Source organism: Paracoccus sp. TD-10 (assembly GCF_048270675.1).
Taxonomy (GTDB): Bacteria; Pseudomonadota; Alphaproteobacteria; order Rhodobacterales; family Rhodobacteraceae; genus Paracoccus; species Paracoccus pantotrophus.
In genome coordinates, this window is sequence record NZ_CP182418.1 from 88,254 (window position 1) to 111,022 (window position 22,769).

The 22,769-nt window shown below is 69.3% G+C and carries 25 protein-coding genes; 13 read left to right on the plus strand and 12 right to left on the minus strand.

Annotated elements, in window-relative coordinates:
* The first annotated feature begins 30 nt into the window (after positions 1 to 30).
* A complete protein-coding gene (locus ACNKFW_RS00430) occupies positions 31 to 1,188 on the plus strand; it encodes a TIGR03862 family flavoprotein (RefSeq protein ID WP_244314604.1) in 1,158 nt (385 codons plus the stop codon).
* On the opposite strand, the gene ACNKFW_RS00435 is transcribed toward ACNKFW_RS00430, so the two are convergent.
* A complete protein-coding gene (locus tag ACNKFW_RS00435) occupies positions 1,164 to 1,751 on the minus strand; it encodes a glutathione S-transferase family protein (RefSeq protein ID WP_024842762.1) in 588 nt (195 codons plus the stop codon). The genes ACNKFW_RS00430 and ACNKFW_RS00435 overlap by 25 nt on opposite strands.
* A gap of 121 nt (positions 1,752 to 1,872) precedes the next feature.
* Between ACNKFW_RS00435 and ACNKFW_RS00440 the strand changes: the two genes are divergently transcribed.
* The 6 genes from ACNKFW_RS00440 to ACNKFW_RS00465 all read left to right on the plus strand — a co-directional run bounded on the left by ACNKFW_RS00440 (position 1,873) and on the right by ACNKFW_RS00465 (position 8,906).
* The gene (locus ACNKFW_RS00440; protein ID WP_147427417.1) at positions 1,873 to 3,129 is read left to right on the plus strand and encodes an MFS transporter; all 1,257 of its coding nucleotides are present in this window, start codon (positions 1,873 to 1,875) and stop codon (positions 3,127 to 3,129) included.
* 76 nt (positions 3,130 to 3,205) lie between these two features.
* Complete coding sequence (locus tag ACNKFW_RS00445) at positions 3,206 to 4,399, plus strand: MFS transporter (protein WP_036747083.1); 1,194 nt, start codon at positions 3,206 to 3,208, stop codon at positions 4,397 to 4,399.
* Entirely contained in the window at positions 4,392 to 5,438 is a 1,047-nt protein-coding gene (locus ACNKFW_RS00450) for a glycosyltransferase family 4 protein (RefSeq protein WP_024842765.1), read from the plus strand. Before ACNKFW_RS00445 ends, ACNKFW_RS00450 begins: the two co-directional genes overlap by 8 nt.
* Entirely contained in the window at positions 5,435 to 6,049 is a 615-nt protein-coding gene (locus tag ACNKFW_RS00455; protein WP_147427418.1) for a glycosyltransferase family 29 protein, read from the plus strand. The genes ACNKFW_RS00450 and ACNKFW_RS00455 overlap by 4 nt, the downstream gene beginning before the upstream one ends.
* Positions 6,050 to 6,150: 101 nt before the next feature.
* The gene (locus ACNKFW_RS00460; RefSeq protein ID WP_024842767.1) at positions 6,151 to 7,173 is read left to right on the plus strand and encodes an aspartate-semialdehyde dehydrogenase; all 1,023 of its coding nucleotides are present in this window, start codon (positions 6,151 to 6,153) and stop codon (positions 7,171 to 7,173) included.
* Positions 7,174 to 7,280: 107 nt separating this feature from the next.
* Positions 7,281 to 8,906: a DUF4139 domain-containing protein gene (locus tag ACNKFW_RS00465; protein WP_114668990.1), complete on the plus strand. Its 1,626-nt coding sequence runs from the start codon at positions 7,281 to 7,283 to the stop codon at positions 8,904 to 8,906.
* Positions 8,907 to 9,181: 275 nt separating this feature from the next.
* On the opposite strand, the gene ACNKFW_RS00470 is transcribed toward ACNKFW_RS00465, so the two are convergent.
* From ACNKFW_RS00470 to ACNKFW_RS00480, 3 genes are all read right to left on the minus strand, one after another.
* Entirely contained in the window at positions 9,182 to 9,820 is a 639-nt protein-coding gene (locus tag ACNKFW_RS00470; RefSeq protein WP_147427419.1) for a 5'-methylthioadenosine/S-adenosylhomocysteine nucleosidase, read from the minus strand.
* A 102-nt stretch (positions 9,821 to 9,922) separates the two neighbouring features.
* Positions 9,923 to 11,518, minus strand: coding sequence for a PAS-domain containing protein (locus tag ACNKFW_RS00475; RefSeq protein ID WP_024842770.1), 1,596 nt, complete (start codon positions 11,516 to 11,518; stop codon positions 9,923 to 9,925).
* Between the two features lie 75 nt (positions 11,519 to 11,593).
* Complete coding sequence (locus ACNKFW_RS00480) at positions 11,594 to 12,937, minus strand: ActS/PrrB/RegB family redox-sensitive histidine kinase (RefSeq protein ID WP_024842771.1); 1,344 nt, start codon at positions 12,935 to 12,937, stop codon at positions 11,594 to 11,596.
* Positions 12,938 to 13,028: 91 nt separating this feature from the next.
* Here ACNKFW_RS00480 and ACNKFW_RS00485 point away from each other — a divergent pair, with 91 nt between their 5' ends.
* The 3 genes from ACNKFW_RS00485 (at position 13,029) to ACNKFW_RS00495 (ending at position 14,663) form a co-directional block, all read left to right on the plus strand.
* Positions 13,029 to 13,670 (plus strand): SCO family protein, encoded by a 642-nt coding sequence (locus ACNKFW_RS00485; protein WP_147427420.1) that lies wholly within the window; start codon positions 13,029 to 13,031, stop codon positions 13,668 to 13,670.
* A 52-nt stretch (positions 13,671 to 13,722) separates the two neighbouring features.
* The gene (locus ACNKFW_RS00490; protein WP_024842773.1) at positions 13,723 to 14,271 is read left to right on the plus strand and encodes an ActR/PrrA/RegA family redox response regulator transcription factor; all 549 of its coding nucleotides are present in this window, start codon (positions 13,723 to 13,725) and stop codon (positions 14,269 to 14,271) included.
* A gap of 83 nt (positions 14,272 to 14,354) precedes the next feature.
* A complete protein-coding gene (locus ACNKFW_RS00495) occupies positions 14,355 to 14,663 on the plus strand; it encodes an H-NS family nucleoid-associated regulatory protein (protein ID WP_024842774.1) in 309 nt (102 codons plus the stop codon).
* 44 nt (positions 14,664 to 14,707) lie between these two features.
* Here the strand turns inward: ACNKFW_RS00495 and ACNKFW_RS00500 are convergent, their stop codons facing one another.
* The 3 genes from ACNKFW_RS00500 to ACNKFW_RS00510 form a co-directional block, all read right to left on the minus strand.
* Entirely contained in the window at positions 14,708 to 15,316 is a 609-nt protein-coding gene (locus ACNKFW_RS00500; RefSeq protein WP_024842775.1) for an HD domain-containing protein, read from the minus strand.
* 147 nt (positions 15,317 to 15,463) lie between these two features.
* The gene (gene secB / locus ACNKFW_RS00505) at positions 15,464 to 15,985 is read right to left on the minus strand and encodes a protein-export chaperone SecB (RefSeq protein WP_024842776.1); all 522 of its coding nucleotides are present in this window, start codon (positions 15,983 to 15,985) and stop codon (positions 15,464 to 15,466) included.
* 49 nt (positions 15,986 to 16,034) lie between these two features.
* Positions 16,035 to 16,610, minus strand: a complete 576-nt coding sequence (locus ACNKFW_RS00510) for an FxsA family protein (RefSeq protein WP_024842777.1) — start codon at positions 16,608 to 16,610, stop codon at positions 16,035 to 16,037.
* Between the two features lie 112 nt (positions 16,611 to 16,722).
* On the opposite strand from ACNKFW_RS00510, the gene ACNKFW_RS00515 reads away from it, so the two are divergent.
* Positions 16,723 to 17,379 (plus strand): Tim44/TimA family putative adaptor protein, encoded by a 657-nt coding sequence (locus ACNKFW_RS00515; protein WP_024842778.1) that lies wholly within the window; start codon positions 16,723 to 16,725, stop codon positions 17,377 to 17,379.
* Positions 17,380 to 17,382: 3 nt separating this feature from the next.
* A complete protein-coding gene (locus tag ACNKFW_RS00520) occupies positions 17,383 to 17,979 on the plus strand; it encodes a Smr/MutS family protein (protein ID WP_024842779.1) in 597 nt (198 codons plus the stop codon).
* On the opposite strand, the gene ACNKFW_RS00525 is transcribed toward ACNKFW_RS00520, so the two are convergent.
* The 4 genes from ACNKFW_RS00525 to hslV all read right to left on the minus strand — a co-directional run bounded on the left by ACNKFW_RS00525 (position 17,976) and on the right by hslV (position 21,368).
* Complete coding sequence (locus ACNKFW_RS00525) at positions 17,976 to 19,049, minus strand: alpha/beta hydrolase (RefSeq protein ID WP_147427421.1); 1,074 nt, start codon at positions 19,047 to 19,049, stop codon at positions 17,976 to 17,978. The two genes, ACNKFW_RS00520 and ACNKFW_RS00525, sit on opposite strands and share 4 nt — an antisense overlap.
* 60 nt (positions 19,050 to 19,109) lie before the next feature.
* Positions 19,110 to 19,286, minus strand: a complete 177-nt coding sequence (locus ACNKFW_RS00530) for a PLD nuclease N-terminal domain-containing protein (protein WP_074990552.1) — start codon at positions 19,284 to 19,286, stop codon at positions 19,110 to 19,112.
* Between the two features lie 54 nt (positions 19,287 to 19,340).
* Complete coding sequence (hslU, locus tag ACNKFW_RS00535; protein WP_147427422.1) at positions 19,341 to 20,645, minus strand: ATP-dependent protease ATPase subunit HslU; 1,305 nt, start codon at positions 20,643 to 20,645, stop codon at positions 19,341 to 19,343.
* Between the two features lie 168 nt (positions 20,646 to 20,813).
* The gene (gene hslV, locus ACNKFW_RS00540; protein ID WP_024842782.1) at positions 20,814 to 21,368 is read right to left on the minus strand and encodes an ATP-dependent protease subunit HslV; all 555 of its coding nucleotides are present in this window, start codon (positions 21,366 to 21,368) and stop codon (positions 20,814 to 20,816) included.
* 102 nt (positions 21,369 to 21,470) lie between these two features.
* On the opposite strand from hslV, the gene ACNKFW_RS00545 reads away from it, so the two are divergent.
* Positions 21,471 to 22,391, plus strand: a complete 921-nt coding sequence (locus tag ACNKFW_RS00545; protein WP_147427423.1) for a hypothetical protein — start codon at positions 21,471 to 21,473, stop codon at positions 22,389 to 22,391.
* 3 nt (positions 22,392 to 22,394) lie between these two features.
* Here ACNKFW_RS00545 and trxA read toward each other — a convergent pair whose 3' ends face one another.
* Positions 22,395 to 22,718, minus strand: a complete 324-nt coding sequence (gene trxA, locus ACNKFW_RS00550) for a thioredoxin (protein ID WP_011749068.1) — start codon at positions 22,716 to 22,718, stop codon at positions 22,395 to 22,397.
* Positions 22,719 to 22,769 lie beyond the last annotated feature (51 nt).

Here is a 22,769-nt window from a genome sequence, read left to right on the forward strand (position 1 = left end):
CTGGTGATCGGCGCCGGGCCGGCCGGGCTGATGGCGGCCGAGGTGCTGGCCGGGCAGGGCGCGCGGGTGGTGGTGGCCGAGGCCATGCCGACCCCGGCACGCAAGTTCCTTATGGCCGGGAAATCCGGGCTGAACCTGACCAAAGACGAACCCTTCACGCAGTTTGCCGCGCATTATGGGGGCTCTGCCCCCGTCCTGCGGACTCCCCCGGGGTATTTGCAGAACGAAGAAATCGGGCCCGAGGCGGTGATGGCCTGGGCGCGCGGGCTGGGGGTGGAGCTGTTCACCGGCTCGACCGGGCGGGTGTTTCCGGTCGGCATGAAGGCCTCGCCGCTGCTGCGGGCCTGGCTGGCGCGGCTTGCGGCGATGGGGATCGAGCTGCGGACGCGCTGGCGCTGGACGGGTTTCCAGGGCGAAGGCTGGCGCTTCGAGATGCCGGGCGGGGTCGAAGTGCTGGCGCCTCGCGCGGCCGTGCTGGCGCTGGGTGGGGCGAGCTGGCCGCGGCTGGGTTCGGACGCGGCCTGGGTGCCCTGGCTGGCCGGGCGCGGGGTGGCGGTGGTGCCGTTCCGGCCGGCGAACATGGGCTTCCGCATCGCCTGGTCGGCGCAGATGGCGCGGCATTTCGGCCAGGCGGTCAAGGGCGTCGCGCTGCATGTCGCCGGCCGCGTCAGCCGGGGCGAATGGGTCGTCACCGCCGAAGGCGTCGAGGGCGGCGGCATCTACGAGGTTTCGGCCGCGATACGCGACGGGGCCGAGGCTTTCGTCGACCTGGCGCCGGACCTGGACGCCGAGGAACTGGCGCGGCGCTTTGCCAGGGCCCCGGCGAAGCTGTCGGTCGGCAACCGGCTGCGGCGGGTGCTGGGCGATCCGGTCCGCGCGGCGCTGCTGATGGAATGGGGCCGGCCGCTGCCCGCCGAGCCCGAGCGGCTGGCCGCGCGCGCCAAGGCGCTGCACCTGCAGCACCAGGGCGCGATGGGCATCGAGCGGGCGATTTCCTCGGCCGGGGGGATCGCCGCCGAAGGCCTGGCCGATACGCTGGAGCTGAAGGCGCTGCCCGGCGTCTTTGCCGCCGGCGAGATGCTGGACTGGGAGGCGCCGACCGGCGGCTACCTGCTGACCGGCTGCCTGGCCACCGGGCGGCTGGCCGGGCGGGGGGCCGCCGCCTATCTGGCCGCGGCGCGCAGATAGGCGGGGCGGGCGCGCATCATCTCGAGATAGTCGGTCAGCCGGTGCTCGGTGATCGGGAAGCGCGCCGTCAGCGCCCAGGTCAGGCAATGCGCCAGGATGATGTCGGGCACCGTCATGCGGTCGCCCATCAGGAAGCCGCCCTCGGCGATGCGATGCACCAGGGTGCGCTGGCTGCGCTCGAATTCCCAGCGCAGCGTGTTCTTGATCGCCGCCAGCCGCATCTCCTCGGGCAGCACGAAGCTGTGGCGTGCCGCCAGCCACAGCGCCGCGTCGAATTCGTCCAGCACGAATTGGGTCAGGCTGTCCTGGCGCGCCCGGTCCAGCGTGCCGGCCGGATGGGTCAGCGCGCCGTGCTTGTCGGCCAGATAGGTCAGGATGGCGGTGGAATCGGTGATGGGCACGCCGTCCACCACCAGGACCGGCACCTTGCCCGCGGGGTTGAAGGGCCGGACGCCCTCGCTATGCGGGTTGACGGCGACATGTTCATAGGGCTGGCCGAGTTCCTCGAGCATCCAGAGCACGCGCAGGGCGCGGCTCTTGCCGGTTCCGATCACCTGATACATCCAGTTCCCCGCATGGCGTTGAAACCCAAGGCTAGCGCCGCCGCCCGATTCAGGCAATCGACGCCATTGACGCCGCCGCCGGCCGGGCGCAGGAATTGCGGGCCGCGAGAGGGAGGGCAACATGACCAAGGCAATGCGCGCGCCGCTGTTCACGCCGGTGCTGATCGGCGGCTCGATCATCCTGCTGATCAACTTTGCCCTGCGGGCCAGCTTCGGCGTCTTCCAGATCCCGATCGCGCAGGAATTCGACTGGCCGCGGGCCGAGTTCAGCATGGCCATCGCCATCCAGAACCTGGCCTGGGGCATCGGCCAGCCGATCTTCGGCGCCCTGGCCGAACGCTGGGGCGACCGCTGGTCGGTCATCATCGGCGCCTTGCTCTATTCCGCCGGGCTGATCCTGACGGCCTATGCCACCGACCCGCTGGCCATGCAGCTTCTGGAGGTCATGGTCGGCTTCGGCATCGCCGGCACCGGCTTCGGCGTCATCCTGGCGGTGATCGGCCGCGCCGCCAGCGACGAGAACCGCAGCCTGGCGCTGGGGATCGGCACCGCCGCCGGCTCGGCCGGGCAGGTCTTCGGCGCGCCCCTGGCCGAGGTGCTGCTGATGCATTACCCGTGGCAGAGCGTGTTCGTCATCTTCGGCGTGATCGTGCTGGCCTGCCTGTTCTTCCTGCCCATGCTGGGCGGCGGCAAGCCCGCCAGCCGCAGCGAGCTGGAGGAGAGCATGGGCTCGGTGCTCAAGCGCGCTTTCACCGACCCGTCCTATCTGATGATCTTTGCCGGCTTCTTTTCCTGCGGCTACCAACTGGCCTTCATCACCGCGCATTTCCCCGCCATGGTGACCGAGATGTGCGGGCCGATCAGCCCGATGGGCACGCTGGCCAGCATCGGCATCACCACCACCTCGACGCTGGGCGCGGCCGCCATCTCGCTGATCGGGCTGGCCAATATCGCCGGCTCGATCTTTGCCGGCTGGCTGGGCAAGCGCTATACCAAGAAATACCTGCTGGCCGGGATCTATACGCTGCGCACCATCGCCGCCGCCGCCTTCATCCTGCTGCCGATCACGCCGGCCAGCGTCATCATCTTCTCGCTGGTGATGGGCGGGCTGTGGCTGGCCACGGTGCCGCTGACCTCCGGCCTCGTCGCCTATATCTACGGGCTGCGCTACATGGGCACGCTTTACGGCTTCGTGTTCCTGAGCCACCAGATCGGCTCGTTCCTGGGCGTGTGGCTGGGCGGCAAGCTCTATGACATCTATGGCGACTACACGATGGTGTGGTGGGTCGGCGTCGGCGTCGGCGCCTTCAGTGCGCTGATCCACCTGCCGGTGCGCGAGGCGCCGGCCCGGTTGGAAAGCGCCGCGAAAACCGCCTGATCCGGCCCGCGGGGGCCATTGCCTCCGGCCGGGCAATCGACAAATCTCGGCCCGGTGCAGCGGAGGGGGACGGTTCATGCGCGCATTGCTGTCGGCGGGGATCATCAGCCTGATCCTGGCCTATACGCTCAGCCAGTTCTATCGCGCCTTCCTGGCGGTGCTGTCACCGGTGCTGCAAGCCGAGCTGGGGGCGGGGCCCGAGGATCTGGCGATCTCCTCGGGGATGTGGTTTCTGACCTTCGCGCTGATGCAGATCCCCATCGGGGGGGCGCTGGACCGTGCCGGGCCGCGCCGCACGGTGGCCGTGCTGCTGGCGCTGGGAGGCGCGGGCGGGGCGGCGGTCTTTGCCCTGGCGCAGGCGCCCTGGCATCTGCATGTCGCGCTGGCGCTGATGGGGGTCGGCTGCGCGCCGGCGCTGATGGGCAGCTATTACATCTTTGCCCGCAACTATCCCGCGGCGCTGTTCGGCACCCTGGCGGGCGCGGTGGTCGGTTTCGGCTCGATGGGCAACATCCTGGGCGCCGCGCCGCTGGTCTGGGCGACCGAGGCCTTCGGCTGGCGCGAGACGCTCTGGGCGCTGGCCGGGGTCACGCTGGCGGTGGCGCTGGCGATCCTGGCCTTTACCCGCGACCCCGAGCGGCTGGCCGCCACGGCGCCGCGCGGATCGCTGGCCGAGATCCTGCGGCTGCGGCCGCTGTGGTTCATCCTGCCGCTGTTTTCCGTGAACTATGCCGCCTCGGCCGCGATCCGCGGGCTGTGGGCCGGGCCCTACATGGCCGAGGTGCATGGCGCCTCGGACCAGCTGATCGGCTGGGCGACGCTGGCCATGGGGGTGGCCATGGTGGTGGGCAGCTTCCTGGTCGGGCCGGCGACGCGGCTGGCCGGCTCGATCCGGCGGCTGGCGCTGATCGCCAATGGCGCGGGCGTCGCGGTGATGACCGGGCTGTGGCTGTTTCCCGCCGAGGGTATCGGGCTGTCGGTGGCGCTGCTGGCGCTGGTCGGGCTCTCGGGCGCGACCTATACCGTGCTGATGGCGCATGGCCGGGCCTTCCTGCCGCCGCATCTGGTGGGGCGGGGCGTCACCTTCCTCAACCTGTTCTCGATCGGCGGGGCAGGGGTGCTGCAATTCGCCTCGCGCCCGGTCTATCGTTGGGCCAGTGCCCATGGCAGCCCGGCCGAGGCCTATTCGACCCTGTTCCTGTTCTTCCTGATTCCGCTTACGGTGGGGTTCCTTTTGTATTTCCTGACACCCGAGACGCCCGATGCCTGAGATACCCCCCGACCGGATCGACGTGGTCGCCCCGAACCTGAAACGCCGCCTGTCGGGCGTGACGGCGACCGTGGTGCGGCTGATCCCGGTGCAGGCCAGGATGATCGGCATCGTCGCCACCGGCCCCGGCCTGCCGCCCGGCCTGCCGCATATTTCGCTGGCCCGCGCCGCCAGCCTGCCGCGCGACCGCTGGCGGGTCTGGCACGCCCGGCGCAATACCGAGATGGCGCTGGGGCTGATCCTGCGGCATGTGCTGCAGCGGCGCTATCGGCTGCTCTTCACCTCGGCCGCGCAGCGGCGGCATACCGGCTTTACCCGCTGGCTGATCCGTCGCCAGGACGCGCTGATCGCGACCTCGCCCCAGGCCGCCAGCTATCTGGAACGTCCCGCTACCGTGATCCTGCATGGCGTGGACCTGTCGGTCTTTCACCCCGCATCCGACCGCGCGGCGCTGCGGGCAGAACTGGGCTTTGCCCCGGACGACATCGTCATCGGCTGCTTCGGCCGCATCCGGGCGCAAAAAGGCATCGACCTGCTGGTCGAGGCGGCGCTGCGGCTGTTTCCCTCGCGCCCGCGGGCCCGGCTGATCCTGTCGGGCCGCATCACCGCCGACAACCAGGCATTCGCCGACGCCCTGAAGGCCCGGATCGAGGCCGCCGGCCTGTCCGACCGCATCCGCTTCCTTGGCGAAGTGCCCTGGGAGCAGGTGGTGCGCAACTATCAGGCCATCGACCTTTTCGCGGCCCCGGCCCGCTGGGAAGGGTTCGGCCTGACCCCGCTGGAGGCCGCGGCCTGCGGCGTGCCGACCGTCGCCGCCCGTGTCGGCGCCTACGAGACGCTGATCCGCGACGGCGAGACCGGCAGCCTGGTCCCGCGCGAGGATGCCGAGGCACTGGCCGCGGCGCTGGCGCGCTGGCTGGACGACGATGCCGCGCGGCAGGCGGCGGGGCAGGCGGCCCGCGCCCATGTCGAGGCCAACCACGCCATCGAGACCGAGGCCCGCGCCATCACCGAGGTCTATCGCAGGCTGCTTTCGTGAATCGGCTGGGCTTCCTGGTCGCCCGCACCCTGCGGGACGAATCCGCGCTGCAACGCCTCTCGGCGCCGCAATCCGCGGTTCTGGACGATCTGGCCGGCATGCGCGTCGCGCTGGTCGGCAATGCCCGCGCGCTGGCCGAGACCGATCACGGCGCGCGGATCGACGCGGCCGACCTGGTGATCCGCATCAACCGCGCGCCGATGCCCTCGGCCGAAAGCCACGGCAGCCGCACCGACTGGCTGGCGCTGGCCGTGCGGCTTTCGGATGCCGACCGTGCCCGCATCGCGCCGGATCGCATCCTGTGGATGTCGCCCAAGCGCAAGCGGCTGGACTGGCGGACCGTGACCAGCCCCGGCTTCTACCTGCACCCGCTGGCGGATTACCGGGCGCTGATGGCCCGGCTGGGCGCCCCGCCCACCACCGGCGCCATGATGATCGACCTGATCGCGCGGTCGAAAATGGCACGGCTCGACCTTTACGGCTTCGATTTCTTCGCCTCGCTCTCGCTTTCCGGCCGGCGGACCGCCGAGCAGGTTCCCCATGATTTCCAAGGGGAATCCGCATGGGTGCGGGAAATCATGCTGGCAGATCGCCGGATATTCCGGCATTAAGCCGAAATTCTGCCAGATCAGCAGGCGTTTTGACGAAATCTCGCTTTCCCTTTTCCGCGATACCCCCTATATCGCGGCGTCCTTTGTTGAAGGAGACCCCAATGGGCTACAAGGTCGTTGTCGCCGGCGCCACGGGGAACGTGGGCCGTGAAATGCTGAACATCCTGGCCGAGCGCCAGTTTCCTGCTGATGAGGTTGTCGCTCTGGCTTCGCGCCGGAGCATTGGCACCGAGGTCAGCTATGGCGACAAGACCCTGAAATGCAAGGACATCGAGGGGTTCGACTTCACCGGCTACGACATCGCGCTGTTTGCCATCGGCTCGGACGCGACCAAGACCTATGCGCCGATCGCCGCCTCGCAGGGCTGCGTGGTGATCGACAACTCGTCGCTTTACCGCTATGACCCCGAGATCCCGCTGGTCGTGCCGGAAGTGAACCCCGACGCGGTCGAGGATTACCGCAACAAGATGATCATCGCCAATCCCAACTGCTCGACCGCGCAGATGGTGGTGGCGCTGAAGCCGCTGCATGACCGGGCGCGGATCAAGCGCGTCGTCGTCTCGACCTACCAGTCGGTCTCGGGCGCCGGCAAAGAGGGCATGGATGAGCTGTGGAACCAGACCAAGGGCGTCTATGTCCCGGGTCAGGAGGTCGAGCCGAAGAAGTTCCAGAAGCAGATCGCCTTCAACGTGATCCCGCAGATCGACGTGTTCATGGACAGTGGCGACACCAAGGAAGAATGGAAGATGGTGGTCGAGACCAAGAAGATCGTTGATCCGGCGATCAAGGTCACGGCGACCTGCGTGCGCGTGCCGGTCTTCGTCGGCCATTCGGAATCGGTGAATATCGAGTTCGAGGATTTCCTGGACGAAGACGAGGCCCGCGACATCCTGCGCGAGGCGCCGGGCGTGCTGGTCATCGACAAGCGCGAGCCGGGCGGCTACTCGACCCCGGTGGAATGCGTGGGCGATTTCGCCACCTTCGTCAGCCGCATCCGCCAGGACGTGACGGTGGAAAACGGCCTGAACATGTGGATCGTCAGCGACAACCTGCGCAAGGGCGCGGCGCTGAACGCGGTGCAAATCGCCGAGCTGCTGGGCAATCGCTGCCTGAAGAAGGGTTGATCCGATAGGGAATATGCAAGGGCGCCCCCGCGGGTTTCGCGGGGGCGCCCTCTTGCATTTCGGCGCCCCCTCGCAGAGCTTGGCCGGGTCATGCCAAGGGGGGTCCGATGCGCCATCTGCTGATTTCCACCGCCATCCTGCTGGCCGGCCCCGCCCTGGCCGACCGGATCGAGACAACGGCCCGCGTCACCGAGGTCACCGTCTATCCCTGGGGCGCCGGCGTCACCCGCGAGGCCGACCTGGACCTGCCCGCCGGCGCGCATGAGCTGGTGATCCCCGGCATGCCCGCGGGTCTCGACCCCGCCAGCCTGCGCATTTCGGCCGAGGGCGCGGTGATCGGCGCAACCGGCTTCCAGCAGGAACGCGCCCTGCCGGAAACCCCGGCGAAATCCCCCGAACTGCGCGCCGCCGAGGACGAGGTCCGCCGCCTGAAGGCCGCGCTGGCCGAACGCGATGCCGGCGTGGCCGAGATCAAGGCACGGGCCGAGGCGGCCGAGGACAGCATCGCGTTCCTGATGAAGCTGGCCGAATCCGACGCCGCCAGCACCACCGACATCGCCGCCCTGACCCGCATGGTGGGCGAGCAGTTGCTGCAAGCGCGCCGGACCGCCATCCGCGCCAGGCTCGAGGCCGAGGCCGCCGATGCGGGACGCGAGGAACTGGCCGAGGACCTGGCCCGCGCCGAGGCCCGGCTCGCGGCGCTGCGCGGCCCGGACGCGGATCGCGGCGCGCTGGTGATCGCCGTGCAGGGGCAGGGCCAGCCGGCCCGCATCCGCATCACCAGCCTGACCGGCGCGGCGAGCTGGAGGCCGGTCTACGACCTCACCCTGCAGCGCAAGGAGGGCAGGCTGCGGCTGGATCGCGGCTTGCTGGTGCGGCAGGATACCGGCGAGGACTGGCGCGGCGTGCATCTGGTCCTGTCCACCGCCCGGCCGATGGACCAGTCGGCGCCCAGCGAGTTGCAGCCGGATTTCCCGCGCATCGGCGACCCCGAGGCCAAGCTTTACAGCCGCTCAGCCGCGCCTATGGCCGAAGCCGCCATGGATTCGATGGAACACGTCGCCGCCGCGCCGGCACCCGTGGCCGGCGCGGCCCTGACCGGCCTGGTGGGCGAAACCGTGGTCTATGACTATCCGACGCCGGTGGATATGCGTACCGGCGCCGATGCGCTGCGCCTGCCGCTGGATCGGCACGAACTGGCGCCCGAGATCGTCGCCGAGGCGGTGCCGCGACGCGACGACACCGCCTATCTGGTGGCGGATACGGTGAACTCCACCGGGGCGGTGATCCTGCCGGGCGACGCGAGCTTCTATGCCGATGGCGCCATGGTCGGGCGCGGCGCGCTGGACCTGACCGCCGCCGGGGACGACATGAAGCTGGGTTTCGGCCCGCTGACCGGCATCCAGCTGGAACGCCGCGTCCCCGACGAGATCGAGGGTAATCGCGGGCTGATCTCGAAATCCTCGGAGCGGCGGGAAACCGCGATCCTGATGGTGCGCAACCTGACGGGCGAAGAATGGCCGCTGCGGGTGATCGACCGCGTGCCGGTCTCGACCCAGGAAAACCTGCGCATCGACTGGTCCGCCGATCCCAACCCCGACGAAACCGACCCGGACGGCAAGCGCGGGCTCCTGGTCTGGAACGGCCGGATCGGCGCGGGGGAGGAGCGCAACATCACCCTGACCACCACGATGCGCTGGCCCGAGGGGCAGGTGCTGATCGGCGGCGACTAGGCGCCTTGCCCGCCGGCAGGGGCAGCGAAGGCTGTTCAGACCCTTCACGCTTTCGGTCGACGGGTCGATGATGCGCAGCCCGGCGGGGATCGGGATCGCCGGCGACGATGCCATAGCCCCTATCGCCGCGCCGGTGCCGGGCGATGGCGACATCCTGCAGGGCGGCGGCCGGCGCATCTTGGCCCAAGCCGGCCTGCCCCGATGACGCCCGCCATGATTGCCCCCGCGACGCGGCGAGGATGTCGGGGGCGCGATGCGACGGCTGCCTGCGCGCCTTACAGCGCCAGTTCGCCCCGCTCCAGCGCCTCGGCCAGCCGGTCCACGGCTTCGGCCAGCCGCTCGTCGACCAGGTGCAGATAGCGTGTCCAGTCCGAGAGCTGCGCCAGTTCCTCGGCCCCGTCCGAAATGCCGCGCAACCCGATCATCGGCAGGCCGTAACGCTGGCAGGCGCGCAGCACCGCAAAGCTTTCCATATCGACCATATCGGCGGCAATGGCGTCATAGGCGGCACCGCTGACGATGCTGGCCCCGGTCGCCAGGCTGGCCGAGGCGAGGCCGGGGATCTGCAAGGGCAAATCCACGCGCACCGGCAGGCCCGAAAGCGGCGTCTCGCCCCTGGCGAAACCCAGGGCCGAGGCATCCATGTCGCGATATTCCAGCGAGGCGACCTGGTAGACGCCCAGCTGCGCAAGCCGGCGCGAACCGGCAGAGCCCAGCGAGACCACCAGATCCGGCAACGCGCCCCGCGCCTCCAGGCCCGAGAGCGCCGCGGTCAGCGCGACCGCCGCCTCGACCGGGCCGACGCCGGTCATCAGCGGCGAGATCCGCGCCCGCAGCTGCGGGCCGTATTCGGCATCCACGGCCATGACGAACAGCACCCGCCGCCCGGCCAGAAGATCGGGCCCCGCAGTCACCGCCGTTCCCCCGCATTCGCCATCCGCCCGCTTGCCGCCATGACCCCTCTCCGACAGGTTTCGGCCAAAAAAGCGCAGCCGCGCCCGCGGGGCAAGACCCGATCAGCCGGTCAGGGCGCGCTGCATCGCCGTATTTCCGGCCGGCTCGGGCTTCTCGGCCGCGCCGGGCAGTTCGCGCCCGACCGGCAGGCTGGGCACCGGGGCGGCAAAGCTGAGCAGCAGGCGGGCGCCGGACAGTCCGCGCAGCCCCCAGGACAACAGCCCGCCCGCCGGCCCGGCCATGGCGCCGCGCAGCGGTTCCTCCGGCAGCGCCGCGTTCAGCGCCTCGCGCAGGGCGACCAGGCCGGGGCTGGCACCGCAGGCCTGGGTCCAGACCTGGACATGGCCCTCCAGCGTGCCGGGGGCGGCGGCGCCCCAAAGCTCGGCATAACGGCGGTTCGAGATCAGCAGCTCGCCATTGGCGGCAAAGACCGCCACCGCATCCTCAAGCGCGTCCAGCACCTCGGCGCCCAGCGACAGGTCGGCACGGAACTTGCGGGTCAGCGAGATTTCCGAGGTGATGTCCTCGAACAGGAAGGCCACCGCGCCGTCGGGATGCGGCCGGCCGGTCACGCGATAGGTCTGCCCGCCGGGCAGCGACCACATCTCGACATGGTGCCCCGAGGAGGCCGCGGCCTCCAGCGTGCTCATCTGGTTGCGCCAGCTGCGATAGTCCTTGGGCTCGGGCACCATCCGCGCCTCGCGCAACCGGTCCAGGAAGGCGTAAAGCGTCGGCCGCGCGGTCAGGAAGCCGGTGGCAAGCCCGGTCAGGTCGATCAGCGCCGGGTTGAACAGCTGCAGGTTGCGCTCGCGGTCAAAGATCGCCAGCCCGATGGGCAGGTCGGCAAAGGTCTTGGTCAGGGTCTGGACGAATTCGCGCAGCGAGCGTTCGGCCCGCACCGCCGCATCGGCGGGCAGGGCGATGGCGACGGTCTGCCCGCCGATCTCGTGCAGGTGGCAATCATACCAGCGGCTCTGCCCGTCATGTTCGATCTGCATCCGCCGCGCCCCGCCGGGAGCGGCAGGCTGGGCCGGCCGGGCCGCGAGGTCGATGATCCGCGGCAGGGGCCAGACCGTCTGTCCCTGGGCCTTGGCCTCGGCCAGGTTCAGATAGGCGGAATTGGCCCAGGTGACCTGGCCCTGCACATCCTGCCGCCAGGCCAGCATCGGCGAATGGTCCATGGCGCTGCGCAGGATTTCCAGCTCCTGCTCCATGGCATGCAGGGACAGCGAATCGACCAGGATGCCGGCATCCTCGGCCGCCGGGTCGGCAAGCGTCAGCCGCAGCAGCCCCTCGCCCAGATCCTCGGCCAGAAGCCGCAGCGGGCTGTGGCCTCCGCGCTCTTGCAATTCGACCCGCGCGGCTCCGCCCAGGTCGGGCAGCAGCGCACCGAACTCCGGCAGGCGCATGCCCAGCCATGCGCTGAGCCGCTGCCATTCGCTGTCGCCCGGCAGGCTGGCCAGCAGGGTGCGCGCCGGCGCGGTCGCATCGACCAGCGTCCCGTTGCGGAACAGGAAGGCGATGGGTTCAAGCGCGCGCTCCAATCCGCGCGCCGCCGGCGCTGCGGCAAGACGCCGGTCCGCCAGGCGCAGCGCCGCCAGCGCCAGCAGGATCGCCAGCCCCGCCGCCGCAAAGGCGATAAGGAATTGCGCAACCATCGAAGCATCCCCGAACGATACAGCCAGATACAACTATAACGGGATGTTTTAAGAAGTGGTTAACGCAACCGGGGATCAGGCCAGAATCTCGGGGTTGGGCCCCAGGGCGGCGCGATTGCCGGTCTCGATCATGTCGCGCGGCCATGTCACCAGGATCTCGGCGCCGCCCTTGGCGCCATTGGCAAAGCGCAGCCGCGCGCCCGAGCGTTCCAACAGCGCCTTGGCGATGAACAGGCCCAGCCCCATGCCTTCGTAGCTGCGGCCATCCTCGGCCCGCGGGCGGGTGGTCAGGAAGGGGCTGCCGATGCGCGGCAGCAGCGCGGGCGGAAAGCCCGGCCCGTCATCGGCGATCCGCACCCACAGGTCGCGGCGGTCCGCGCCGGTTTCGATGGTCACGCGCCGGGCGGCGAAATCGACGGCATTCTGGATCAGGTTGCGCAGCCCGTGGATCACCGCGGCGTCGCGCTGGACGATCAGCGGCTCGGGTGCGGGCTGGACCACGATCTCGGCGCCGCGGCCATGATGCGGGGCGGCGGCCTCGGCCAGCACCTCGGTCAGCGGGGCCGAGCGGATCAGCAGGTCGTCTCGCCCGGCGCTGCCCATGGATTTCAGGATGTCGCGGCAGCGGTCGGCGGATTGGCGCAGCAGGGCGACATCCTCGGCCAGATCCTCGCGTTCGGGCAGGGCCTCGGCCAGCTCGTCGGCCAGCTCGGCGCCGACCAGCTTGATCGTGGCCAGCGGCGTGCCCAGCTCATGCGCGGCGGCGGCGACCACCCCGCCCAGATGTTGCAGCCTCTGTTCGCGCTCAAGCGCAAGGCGGGCGGCGAACAGCGCGTCCGAGGTGGCATTGACCTGGGCCGCCACCAGCCGGGCATAGCCGGCAAAGAACACCGCGCCGATCACGATGGCGAACCAATGCCCGACCAGCAGCGGCTCGCGCAGCGCCACCAGCCCCTCCGGGCCGAAGGTCAGCGGCTGCGCACAGATCGCCGACAGCGTGACCATCAGGAAGGTGGCGGCCCCCAGCGCCAGCAGCTGCCGCGGCGGCAGGGCGGTGGCCGCGACCGTCACCGGCGCCAGCAAAAGCAGCGCGAAGGGATTGGCAAGCCCGCCGGTCAGCGCCAGCAGCGCCGCCACCTGCCCCAGGTCGAAGCCCAGCTGCCAGGCCGCCTCGTGGGCCGAGATGCGCCGGTCCGGCCGCGTCGTCAGCGCCAGGTTCAGCGCCACCGCCAGGCCGATCACCGCCAGCACCGCCGCCAGCGGGAAATCCGCCCCGATCGCCAGCGCCGCGCCCACGGCGGCCAGCTGGCCGGTGATCGCCACCCAGCGCAGCAGGATCAGGGTGCGCAGGCGGATCGGCTCGGGCGCGGGCTGGCCGGGCAGCGGGTGGATGCGGCGGAAAACAAGACCGAAGGGCACGCGGGGGTCTTTCTGATGGGGACGGGCTTTGGCATTGATACCCATGGCCGGATGGGCGATCAATGCGTCCAAGCGGACGGAGACGCGCCTGATGGGCAAAGACGGAACGATCCTGATCCTCGGCAGCCTGGCCGCAGTCCTGATGCTGGTGACGGGCGGACTGTGGCTGTCGCGCGGCGGGGCCGATCCCTTTGCCCCCTGCCGCCAGAGCGGCGTCCAGGGCGGGCTGGACAGCCTGGGCGCGCCTTTCGAGTTGACCGATCAGGACGGGCGGCGGGTCAGCGACCGGCAGGTGCTGGCGCAGCCGGCGCTGGTTTATTTCGGCTATACCTATTGCCCGGATGTCTGCCCCCTGGACAGCGCCCGCAATGCCGAGGCCGTGGCGATGCTGGAGGAACGGGGCATAATGGTCACGCCGGTCTTCATTTCCGTGGATCCCAAACGCGACACCCCCGAGGTTCTGGGCGATTTTGCCGAAACCATGCATGAACGCATGATCGGATTGACCGGAACCCCGGCCGAGATCGATGCGGTCGCGAAAGCCTGGCGCAACTATTACAAGGTGAATGACCAGGAGGATCCGCAGAACTATCTGGTGGATCACATGACCAATACCTATCTTGTGATTCCCGGTATCGGCACTGTCGAACTCTTCGGCCGCGAGCTTTCCGCGCAGAAACTGGCGGAACGCACCGCCTGTTTCATTGACGCAGCGTCAGGCAACGGGGTTTGACCGACTGGACAAAACACTCTAATCAACAGTGAACTTTCAAGGGCAAGTGAATATGGCAGAGGATTACCAAATCGGTCCCGACCCCAGCCTGCTTCTGGTCGACGACGACGAGATCTTTCTGAACCGTTTGGCCCGTGCGATGGAAAAACGCGGTTTCTCGGTCGCCCGCGCCGTCTCGGTCGCCGAGGCGCGGACGGCGGTGGCCGAACACCCGCCGGCCTATGCGGTGGTCGATCTGCGGCTTGAGGATGGCAACGGGCTTGATGTGGTGGATGCCCTGCGCGAGGCGCGCGCGGATGCCCGGATCGTCGTGCTGACCGGCTATGGCGCCATCGCGACGGCGGTGGCTGCGGTCAAGATGGGGGCGACGGATTACCTGTCGAAACCCGCGGATGCCGACGACGTGACCCACGCGCTCCTGGCGCGGGGCGAGACCTTGCCCCCTCCGCCCGAAACGCCGATGTCGGCCGACCGGGTACGCTGGGAACATATCCAGCGCGTCTATGAGCAATGCGACCGCAATGTCAGTGAAACGGCGCGCCGCCTGCATATGCACAGGCGGACTCTCCAGCGGATTTTGGCCAAACGCAGCCCGCGTTAATAATCCGGTTCTCAAAAAAGATTGCAATCCATATTGGAATGCAAATAGTGAGAATACATACTGCCAAAACCAGGGATAACGATATGAGCATTGATCTGGACGCAATGTCCTTGCGGGAACTTCGGGATCTGCGCAACAAGCTCGACCGCGCCATTTCCACCTTCGAGGATCGTCGCAAGCGCGAGGCGCTGGCGGCTGCCGAAAGTGCGGCGCGCGAATATGGCTTCAACCTTGCCGATCTGACCGTCGCCAAGCAGGCGCGCGGCAAGGTGGCGCCGAAATACGCCAATCCTGCCGATCCCTCGCAGACCTGGACCGGCCGCGGCCGCAAGCCGCGCTGGGTGCAAGAGGCACTGGATGCCGGCAAGAAACTGGACGCCATGGAAATCTGAACCCAAAGCCCCGTATCCCGGATGCGGGGCTTTTTCCATCGCGATCACGGCTTGCGGTCGATTTCCGCAATAAGTTCGGAAAAGCGCGATAAAAACGCATTGCGCGTTTCCAGGGGCGGGCGCAGGCGTATTTCCAGCCCCTGCAGCAATTCGGGCCGCGGCGCAGGAAACAGGCGATCCGCCTCGGCCCTGGAAAACCCGGCGATCTGCACGGCCTCCAGCCAGGCCGAGATCCGGTCGGCCCGCTTGATCGCGCGCTTGACCGCCGCCGGCAATTGCGCGGGCAGGCCGAAGCGGCGGTGGATCGCCGCCGCCAGCCGCGCATCCATTTCCCCGTATTCCCGCCCAAGCGCCGCCTTCACCGGCGAGATCATGTCGCCAATGACATATTCCGGCGCGTCGTGCAGCAGCGCCGCCAGCCGCCAGCGCGGCGCGCAATCGGGGTTGCTGCGGGCGTGGATCTCCTCGACCAGCAGTGAATGCTCGGCCACGCTATAGGCCCAGTCGCCGCGGGTCTGGCCGTTCCAGCGCGCGACGAAGGCCAGCCCATGGGCGATGTCGCCGATCTCGACATCCATCGGCGTCGGGTCCAGAAGATCCAGCCTGCGCCCCGACAGCATCCTCTGCCAGGCCCGTTTCGCGCCTTTCGCCATGCCGCTCTCCGTCTTGTGCCGCGCGAAACTAGCGCCATCCCGGCGGCCGCGCCAGCACCGCACGGGCGACAGCGCCGGGCAAGCGAAAGGCCCGCGGCCGGGGGACCGCGGGCCGAAACCGGCCTGCCTCACGCAGAAGTGATCGGCTCAGGACAGCGGCTGGTCGGCCGGCCGCTGGGCCTGCGCCCGGCGCGCGATTTCCTGGCGGTACAGCGCCACGAAATCCACCGGGTCCATGTTGAAGGGCGGAAAGCCGCCGTCGCGGGTCATGTCCGACACGATGCGCCGCACGAAGGGGAACATCATGCGCGGGCATTCGATCATCAGGAAGGGGTGCAGCTGGTCCTCGGGCACGCCCTCGACATGGAAGATGCCGCCGTAATCCAGCTCGCACAGGAACAGGGGGGCCTTGTCGGCGGCGTTCGCGGATTGCACGCGGAACTTGCTGATCACCTCGTATTGGTGCTCGGTCGGGCGCTTGCGGGCATCCAGGCTGACCTGCACGCTGATTTCCGGCTGCACCTCGCCCGAGGGCAGGCCCTTTTGCGCCACCGCGTTCTCAAAGGACAGGTCGCGGATATATTGCGTCAGGATCTGCATCCGCACGGCCGGCTGCGCGGCGTTCTGGGCCTCGGGCGCGGCTGCGTCGCTGTTATTCTCGTCGCTCATGGAAATCTCCTCGGATCTGAGGGGGTTCTAGCACCCCGCCGCCCGGCGCTCAATGCCGGGTCCAGCCGGAATTGCCGCGCCGAGGAGGCGTCGTGTCGCCCTGGTCCGTCAGCCCTTCGCGCACCGGGCCGGGCGGGTCGTCCTGCACCGAATATTCGCCGTCGATCACCCCGTCCTCGCCTTGGCGCCAGCCCGGACCGCGGCGAAAGCCCGCCGGATCGGCGCCGAAATCGCCCTCGGCGCCATAGCTTTGGCGATAGCTGAAGCCGGTACCCGTCACCCGCATGCGCGAGGCCATCTGCCGCAGGATCAGGCCGCGCACCGCCGGGATCAGCAGCAACAGCCCCAGCGTGCTGGTGAACAGGCCCGGCACCACCATCAGCAGCCCGGCGATCATCACCAGCGCGCCATGCGCCATCGGCCGGCCGGGATCGCGAAAATCCTGCATGGCGCGCTGCACGTCCAGCGCCGCCCGCGCACCCTGGTGGCGCATCACCGCAACGCCGGCCACGGCCGAGGCCAGGACCAGCGCGATGGTGGGCAAAACGCCGATCGCGCCCCCCACCTGGATGAACAGCGCGATCTCGACGATCGGCAGGATCACGAAGGGCAACAACAGCCACATAACGCCTTTTTCCTCCGGCACTTCTATTTCCGGCACCCAAACTGGACTTGGGCCGGTCCCCACCCTACATAAGCATGCGAAAGCGCCGTTACAAAGCTCGTTAGGTCCGTTGATGTCCAACCCCCTGCTGCAACTGCTCGTCCTCGCTGCGATCGCCGTGTTCCTGATCCTGCGCCTGCGCGGGGTTCTTGGCACCCGCGACGGCTTCGAATCGCCGCGCCTCCCCGAGGAGCCGGTGCAGCGCCGCCGCTTCGACGTGATCGACGGCACCGCCGAGGCGGGCGACAGCGACATCGCCGACCATGCCGAACCGGGCAGCCCCGCCGCCAAGGCCCTGGCCGAGATGAAGCGGGTCGAGCCGGATTTCGCCGTGGGCCCGTTCCTGTCCGGCGCGAAATCCGCCTATGAGATGATCCTGATGGCCTTCGAGCGCGGCGACCTGTCCGAGGTGCGCGGCTTCCTGGCGCCGCCGGTGGCCGAGGCCTTCGAATCGGTGATCGAGGATCGCAAGGCCCGCAACCTGACCACCGAGGCGCAGTTCCTGGGCACGCGCGAGACCGCGCTGGCCGGCGCCGAGTTCACCCCGGCGACCGGCATGGCCGAACTTTCGGTGCGCTTCGTCGGCGAGATGATCATCGCCACCCGCGACGCTGACGGCAACGTGGTCGAGGGCGATCCCAAGGCCGCCCGCAAGCAGCGCGACACCTGGACCTTCGCCCGCCGCATGGGTCAGGACGACCCGAACTGGCAGCTGGTCGCCACGGCCTGAACCATGGCACGGCGGCGGGGACTCTCGGCCGAGGACAAGGCCCTGTGGTCCCGCGTCGCCGCGACCGCGGTGCCGATGCACCCGGCCCGCAAGCAGGCCGAGCCCGCGCCTGCGCCCCAGCCGCTGAAAAAGCCGCCCGCCATGCCGCAGGCCGCGCCCCTGCCCTTGGCCGGGCTGCGCATCGGCGGGCAGCCCGGCTCGGGCTCGACCCGCCTGGACCTGTCTCCGCCCCCGCGCGAGGCGCTGCATGCCCAGCCCCTGCGCATGGACCACAAGACGCATCGCCAGATGACGCGCGGCAAGCTGGCGCCCGAGGCGCGCATCGACCTGCACGGCATGACCCTGGCCGTGGCCCAGCCGGTGCTGACCCGCTTCATCCTGCAAGCCAAGGCCGAGGGGCGGCGGCTGGTGCTGGTCATCACCGGCAAGGGACGCGAGGGCGGGCCCGACGCGCCGCTGCCGGTGCGGTCCGGCGCGCTGCGCCACAACGTGCCGCATTGGCTGCACATGCCGCCCCTGAACGCCGTGGTGCTGCAGGTCCGCCCCGCACATCGCCGCCATGGCGGCGAGGGCGCCTATTACGTCTACCTGCGCCGCTAGAAGGCCGGCGAGATCACGATCTGCGCCGCCCGCTCGGCATGCAGGGCCGCGCGGGTTAGCGGCCCGACCCCGCCGCCCACATCCGAGGAAAACACGCTGTTCAGCTCCTGCGCCTGCGACAGGATGCGCAAGAGCGCCGGCGAGGTCGCCACGTTGAAATGCCCGTCCCCGGTCGAGAAGGCGCCGACATCGACCAGCATCACCGGCAGGTCCGCCACCGGCCCGGCATCGGTCAGGCTGCCCAGCCGCACCGGCTCGGCCGAGATCAGCGCCGACAGGTTCAGCGCCCGGTCCCGCCCCGATGTGAAGATGACGAAGGGCTGCGGCAGCCTGCCGATGGCCCGGACCTGGGTGCGAAACACGCCCACGTCGATGTCGGGCGACAGCAGCACCACCGCGCCGATCCGGTCCAGGGTGCGGCGCTCGCCGGCGATGGCCATCTGGCGCAGGCTTTCCATCAGCAGCAGCGCGCCCATGGAATGCGCGACCAGGATCGCCCTGCCGCCCCCCGCCTGCGCGGCGATCTCGATGCTGCGCGCCAGCCCGTCGCGGGAATAGAGCACGCTGTCGCGATCCGCGGCATAGGCCAGCGGCTGCCCGCGCGACGGCCACGAGAAATGCAGCGGCACGCCGGGCAGGCGCAGGTCGCGCTCGATCTGGGCAAAGCGATACAAGCCCTCGGCGAAGGTGTTGTTATAGCCATGCACGAACAGCACCACGTCACGGTCGCCCGGCGGGCGGGCGGCAATGGCGCGGCGCAGCTCGGCCTGGAAATCCTCGGGCCGGGCGAAGCGGGCATAGTCCGAGACCAGGAAATCCCGCTGCGGATCGGGTGCCGCGCCCTGGCGGGGATAGGTGATGGTGCCGGGCCGCCGCTCGGGCGGGACCGAGACATCGACGCGGCCGAAGCTCACCCCCTCCTGCCGGCTGCCCGCGGGGGTGCGGTTGGTGGCGATATAGATGCGCTCGACATGGCCAAGCCGCGCCGCCTCGCGGGCGATGGTGATCTCGCCCCGCGGCGCGCAGGCCGCCAGCAGCAGCAACAGCGAAACAAGGATCCGCCCCGGCATGTCCCCCGCCCCTTCGTCTTGCGGGCGACAATGCCACCGCGGCAGGCGCGGGAAAAGCCCTCAGCCGTAATTCGCCTTGGGCCCCGCGAACCACCAGATGATGAAGCCCAGGATCGGCAGGATCGCCACCAGCGCGATCCAGATCAGCTTGGTGGTCATGGTCTCGTTGGTGTTGATGATCGAGGCGATGGCCCAGACATCCAGCACGAAGATGATGATGCCGAAAAGATAGTTCATGCGCGTCCCCCGCCGTTGCGTCATTCCACAACGGCGGGAAGGCGGCGGGGTTCCCTACAGCACATAGCGCGACAGGTCGGTCGAGCGCGCCAGGTCGCCCAGGTGCTTCTCGACAAAGGCCCCGTCCACCACCACCGTCTCGCCAGAACGGTCCGGCGCGCTGAAGGACAGCTCCTCGAACACCCGTTCCATCACCGTGTAAAGCCGCCGCGCGCCGATATTCTCGACCGAGCCGTTCACCTCGGCCGCGATGCGCGCCAAGGCCCGGATGCCGTCCTCGGTGAACTGGACCATCACCCCCTCGGTCGCCATCAGCGCGGTATATTGCCGGGTCAGGGCGTTGTCTGTCTCGGTCAGGATGCGGACGAAGTCCTCTTCGGTCAGCGCGCGCAGTTCGACCCGGATCGGCAGCCGGCCCTGCAATTCCGGCAAGAGGTCCGATGGCTTGGCGATGTGGAACGCGCCCGAGGCGATGAACAGGATATGATCGGTCCTGACCGGCCCGTATTTCGTGGAAACCGTGGTGCCCTCGATCAGCGGCAAGAGGTCGCGCTGCACCCCCTCGCGCGAGACATCGCCGCCGCGGGCGTCGGTCCGCGCGGCCACCTTGTCGATCTCGTCGATGAAGACGATGCCGTTTTCCTGCACCGCCTCCAGCGCGGCAGCCTTGACGGCCTCGTCGTCCAGAAGCTTGTCGGCCTCCTCGGCGATCAGCAGCTCATAGCTTTCCGCCACCGTCACCTTGCGCCGCACCCGGCGGCCGCCAAAGGCCTTCATCAGCCCCGACAGGTCCATCATGCCGCCCATGGCCCCCGGCTGGCCGGGGATCTCCATCATGCCGAAGGGGTTGGAATTGTCCTGCACCTCCAGCTCGATCACCGTGTCGTCCAGCTCGCCGCGCTTGAGCTTGTCGCGGAACATCTCGCGGGTCTGCTCGCGCGCGCCCTCGCCGGCCAGGGCGGCGACCACGCGGTCCTCGGCCGATTTATGCGCCCGCGCCTTGACCTCCTCGCGCATGCGCTCGCGGGTCTCGATGACGGCGGCATCGGCCAGGTCGCGGATGATCTGCTCGACGTCGCGGCCGACATAGCCGACCTCGGTGAACTTGGTGGCCTCGACCTTCAGGAAGGGCGCGCGGGCCAGCCTGGCCAGGCGCCGGCTGATCTCGGTCTTGCCGACGCCGGTGGGGCCGATCATCAGGATGTTCTTGGGATAGACCTCGTCGCGCAGGTCGTCGCCCAGCTGCCGGCGCCGCCAGCGGTTGCGCAAGGCCACGGCCACGGCGCGCTTGGCATCCCTTTGCCCGATGATGAAGCGATCCAGTTCGGACACGATTTCGCGCGGGGTCAGGTCGGACATTCGGGGCTCCTGTCTCATTCCGGCATCACTTAAAGCCGGCTCGCCGGTGTTTCAACCAAGCCGCCGGCAAGGACCGCAAACCGCGACGGAACGCACGCCATCCCGGCTTTCTCCGTTTTCCAAATACTCCCGGGGGACGCCCTGCAAGGGCGGGGGGCAGAGCCCCCTTTACCCCAGAATCTCGACGGTCAGATTGCCGTTGGTGTAGACGCAGATATCCGCCGCGATCGCCATGGCCTTGCGCGCCACCGCCTCGGCGTCCAGGTCGCTCTCCATCAGCCCGCGCGCGGCGGCCAGGGCGAAATTGCCGCCCGAGCCGATGGCGGCCACGTCATGCTCGGGCTCCAGCACGTCGCCGGCGCCGGTGACGACGAAGATCTCGCGCCCGTCGGTCACGATCAGCATGGCCTCCAGGTTGCGCAGATACTTGTCCATGCGCCAGTCCTTGGCCAGATCGACGCAGGCCCGCGCCAACTGGCCGGGCGCCGCCTCCAGCTTCTTCTCCAGTCGTTCCAGCAGGGTGAAGGCATCGGCGGTCGAGCCGGCAAAGCCCACCACCACGTCATGCCCGCCGGGGCTCAGCCGGCGCACCTTGCGCGCCGTGCCCTTCATCACCGTCTGGCCGACGCTGACCTGGCCGTCCCCGGCGACGACCACGCGGCCGCCGCGCCGAACCGCCAGGATGGTGGTGCCGTGCCAGCCGGGAAATTTGTCTTCGGACATGCCTCTCTCCGATCTCTCGCCTGTCGCGTCAGATATGGGCCGGGTGCGGCTTTCGCAACCCGCCCCTTCCGCCGCGCCGTCCCAGCCGCTAGCGTGCCGGCCATGACCCATGCCCCCGTCCTGCGCGTCTACCTGGAAGGCTCGATGCTGGAAACCGCGCGCGCGGGCAGCTTCAATTTCCTGACCGTGCTGCGCCGGGCGGTCGAGGCCAGGGGCTGGCGCGTCGAATGGCACCAGACCGGCACCTTGGCCCGCATGGCCGCGCCCCTGCGGGACGGCTATGCGCTGTTTCACATGGAGGCGCCGACGCATGCGCGCGCCCTGACCTTTCGCCGCGCCTATCACTATCCGTTCTGGCAGATCGAGCCGGTGCCGCAGCGCTGGCGCTTTGCCGTGGCACAGAGACGCTACGACCCCGCGGCGGTCGATCCCGAACCGGCCCGCGCCTTTGCCGAGCGGCTGCGCGCCCGCGTCCTGCCCGGTCCGCCGCCCCGGCGCGGCGACACGATCCTGGTGCCGCTGCAAGGCCATATCCGCCGCTGCCGCTCGTTCCAGACCATGAGCCCGGTCGAGATGCTGAAGGCCATCGCCGCCACCGGCCGGCCCACTGTCGCCACGCTGCATCCCAGGGAAAGCTATGACGAGGCCGACCGCGCGGCGCTGGCCGAACTGGCGGCGCGCCACCCGAACCTGCGGATCGGCGGCGACACCGCGCAGCTGCTGCGCGACTGCGCCTTCGTCGCCACGCAGAACAGCGCGGTGGCCTTCGACGGCTACCTGCTGGGCAAGCCGGCGGTGCTGTTCGGGCAGATCGACTTTCACCATATCGGCCTGAACGTCGCCGAGCTGGGCGCAGCACAAGCCCTGGCGCGCGCCGAAAGCCATGCGCCGGATTTCGACCGCTACCTGTTCTGGTTTCTTCAGCAGAACGCCATCAACGCCACGCTGCCCGATGCCGAGGCGCGGATCCTGGCGGCGATGCGCCGGGGCGGCTGGCCGATCGGCGCCGCCCCCGGCACTTAGGGATCAGATGGATTCGTCGATCCAGGCCTTCAGCGCGGCCTTGGGGGCGGCGCCGATCTTGTTCGACACGACCTGGCCGTCCTTGAACAGGAACAGCGCCGGGATGCCGCGGACGCCAAGCGCGGCGGGGCTTTCCGGGTTCTCGTCCACATTGACCTTCACGATCTTGACGCGGCCCTCGTATTCGGCGGCGAGTTCCTCCAGCGAGGGGCCGATCTGGCGGCAGGGACCGCACCATTCGGCCCAGAAGTCGACCACGACCGGGGTCGGGGACTGGCGGACTTCGCTGTCGAACTCGGCGTCGGAAACGGCTTGGGTATTGGCCATCGGGCTCTCCTGCAATGTGCCGGCCGGGCCGGCAGGGCGTATCCGTCAACA

Excerpts from the sequence above, each read along its gene's own strand:
- ACNKFW_RS00430 (WP_244314604.1), top strand. The coding sequence starts at position 31 with ATGGCGGCCGAGGTGCTGGCCGGGCAGGGCGCGCGGGTGGTGGTGGCC.
- ACNKFW_RS00435 (WP_024842762.1), bottom strand. The coding sequence starts at position 1,751 with ATGTATCAGGTGATCGGAACCGGCAAGAGCCGCGCCCTGCGCGTGCTC.
- ACNKFW_RS00440 (WP_147427417.1), top strand. The coding sequence starts at position 1,873 with ATGACCAAGGCAATGCGCGCGCCGCTGTTCACGCCGGTGCTGATCGGC.
- ACNKFW_RS00445 (WP_036747083.1), top strand. The coding sequence starts at position 3,206 with ATGCGCGCATTGCTGTCGGCGGGGATCATCAGCCTGATCCTGGCCTAT.
- ACNKFW_RS00450 (WP_024842765.1), top strand. The coding sequence starts at position 4,392 with ATGCCTGAGATACCCCCCGACCGGATCGACGTGGTCGCCCCGAACCTG.
- ACNKFW_RS00460 (WP_024842767.1), top strand. The coding sequence starts at position 6,151 with ATGGGCTACAAGGTCGTTGTCGCCGGCGCCACGGGGAACGTGGGCCGT.
- ACNKFW_RS00465 (WP_114668990.1), top strand. The coding sequence starts at position 7,281 with ATGCGCCATCTGCTGATTTCCACCGCCATCCTGCTGGCCGGCCCCGCC.
- ACNKFW_RS00475 (WP_024842770.1), bottom strand. The coding sequence starts at position 11,518 with ATGGTTGCGCAATTCCTTATCGCCTTTGCGGCGGCGGGGCTGGCGATC.
- ACNKFW_RS00485 (WP_147427420.1), top strand. The coding sequence starts at position 13,029 with ATGGGCAAAGACGGAACGATCCTGATCCTCGGCAGCCTGGCCGCAGTC.
- ACNKFW_RS00490 (WP_024842773.1), top strand. The coding sequence starts at position 13,723 with ATGGCAGAGGATTACCAAATCGGTCCCGACCCCAGCCTGCTTCTGGTC.
- ACNKFW_RS00495 (WP_024842774.1), top strand. The coding sequence starts at position 14,355 with ATGAGCATTGATCTGGACGCAATGTCCTTGCGGGAACTTCGGGATCTG.
- ACNKFW_RS00500 (WP_024842775.1), bottom strand. The coding sequence starts at position 15,316 with ATGGCGAAAGGCGCGAAACGGGCCTGGCAGAGGATGCTGTCGGGGCGC.
- secB (WP_024842776.1), bottom strand. The coding sequence starts at position 15,985 with ATGAGCGACGAGAATAACAGCGACGCAGCCGCGCCCGAGGCCCAGAAC.
- ACNKFW_RS00510 (WP_024842777.1), bottom strand. The coding sequence starts at position 16,610 with ATGTGGCTGTTGTTGCCCTTCGTGATCCTGCCGATCGTCGAGATCGCG.
- ACNKFW_RS00515 (WP_024842778.1), top strand. The coding sequence starts at position 16,723 with ATGTCCAACCCCCTGCTGCAACTGCTCGTCCTCGCTGCGATCGCCGTG.
- ACNKFW_RS00520 (WP_024842779.1), top strand. The coding sequence starts at position 17,383 with ATGGCACGGCGGCGGGGACTCTCGGCCGAGGACAAGGCCCTGTGGTCC.
- ACNKFW_RS00525 (WP_147427421.1), bottom strand. The coding sequence starts at position 19,049 with ATGCCGGGGCGGATCCTTGTTTCGCTGTTGCTGCTGCTGGCGGCCTGC.
- ACNKFW_RS00530 (WP_074990552.1), bottom strand. The coding sequence starts at position 19,286 with ATGAACTATCTTTTCGGCATCATCATCTTCGTGCTGGATGTCTGGGCC.
- hslU (WP_147427422.1), bottom strand. The coding sequence starts at position 20,645 with ATGTCCGACCTGACCCCGCGCGAAATCGTGTCCGAACTGGATCGCTTC.
- hslV (WP_024842782.1), bottom strand. The coding sequence starts at position 21,368 with ATGTCCGAAGACAAATTTCCCGGCTGGCACGGCACCACCATCCTGGCG.
- ACNKFW_RS00545 (WP_147427423.1), top strand. The coding sequence starts at position 21,471 with ATGACCCATGCCCCCGTCCTGCGCGTCTACCTGGAAGGCTCGATGCTG.
- trxA (WP_011749068.1), bottom strand. The coding sequence starts at position 22,718 with ATGGCCAATACCCAAGCCGTTTCCGACGCCGAGTTCGACAGCGAAGTC.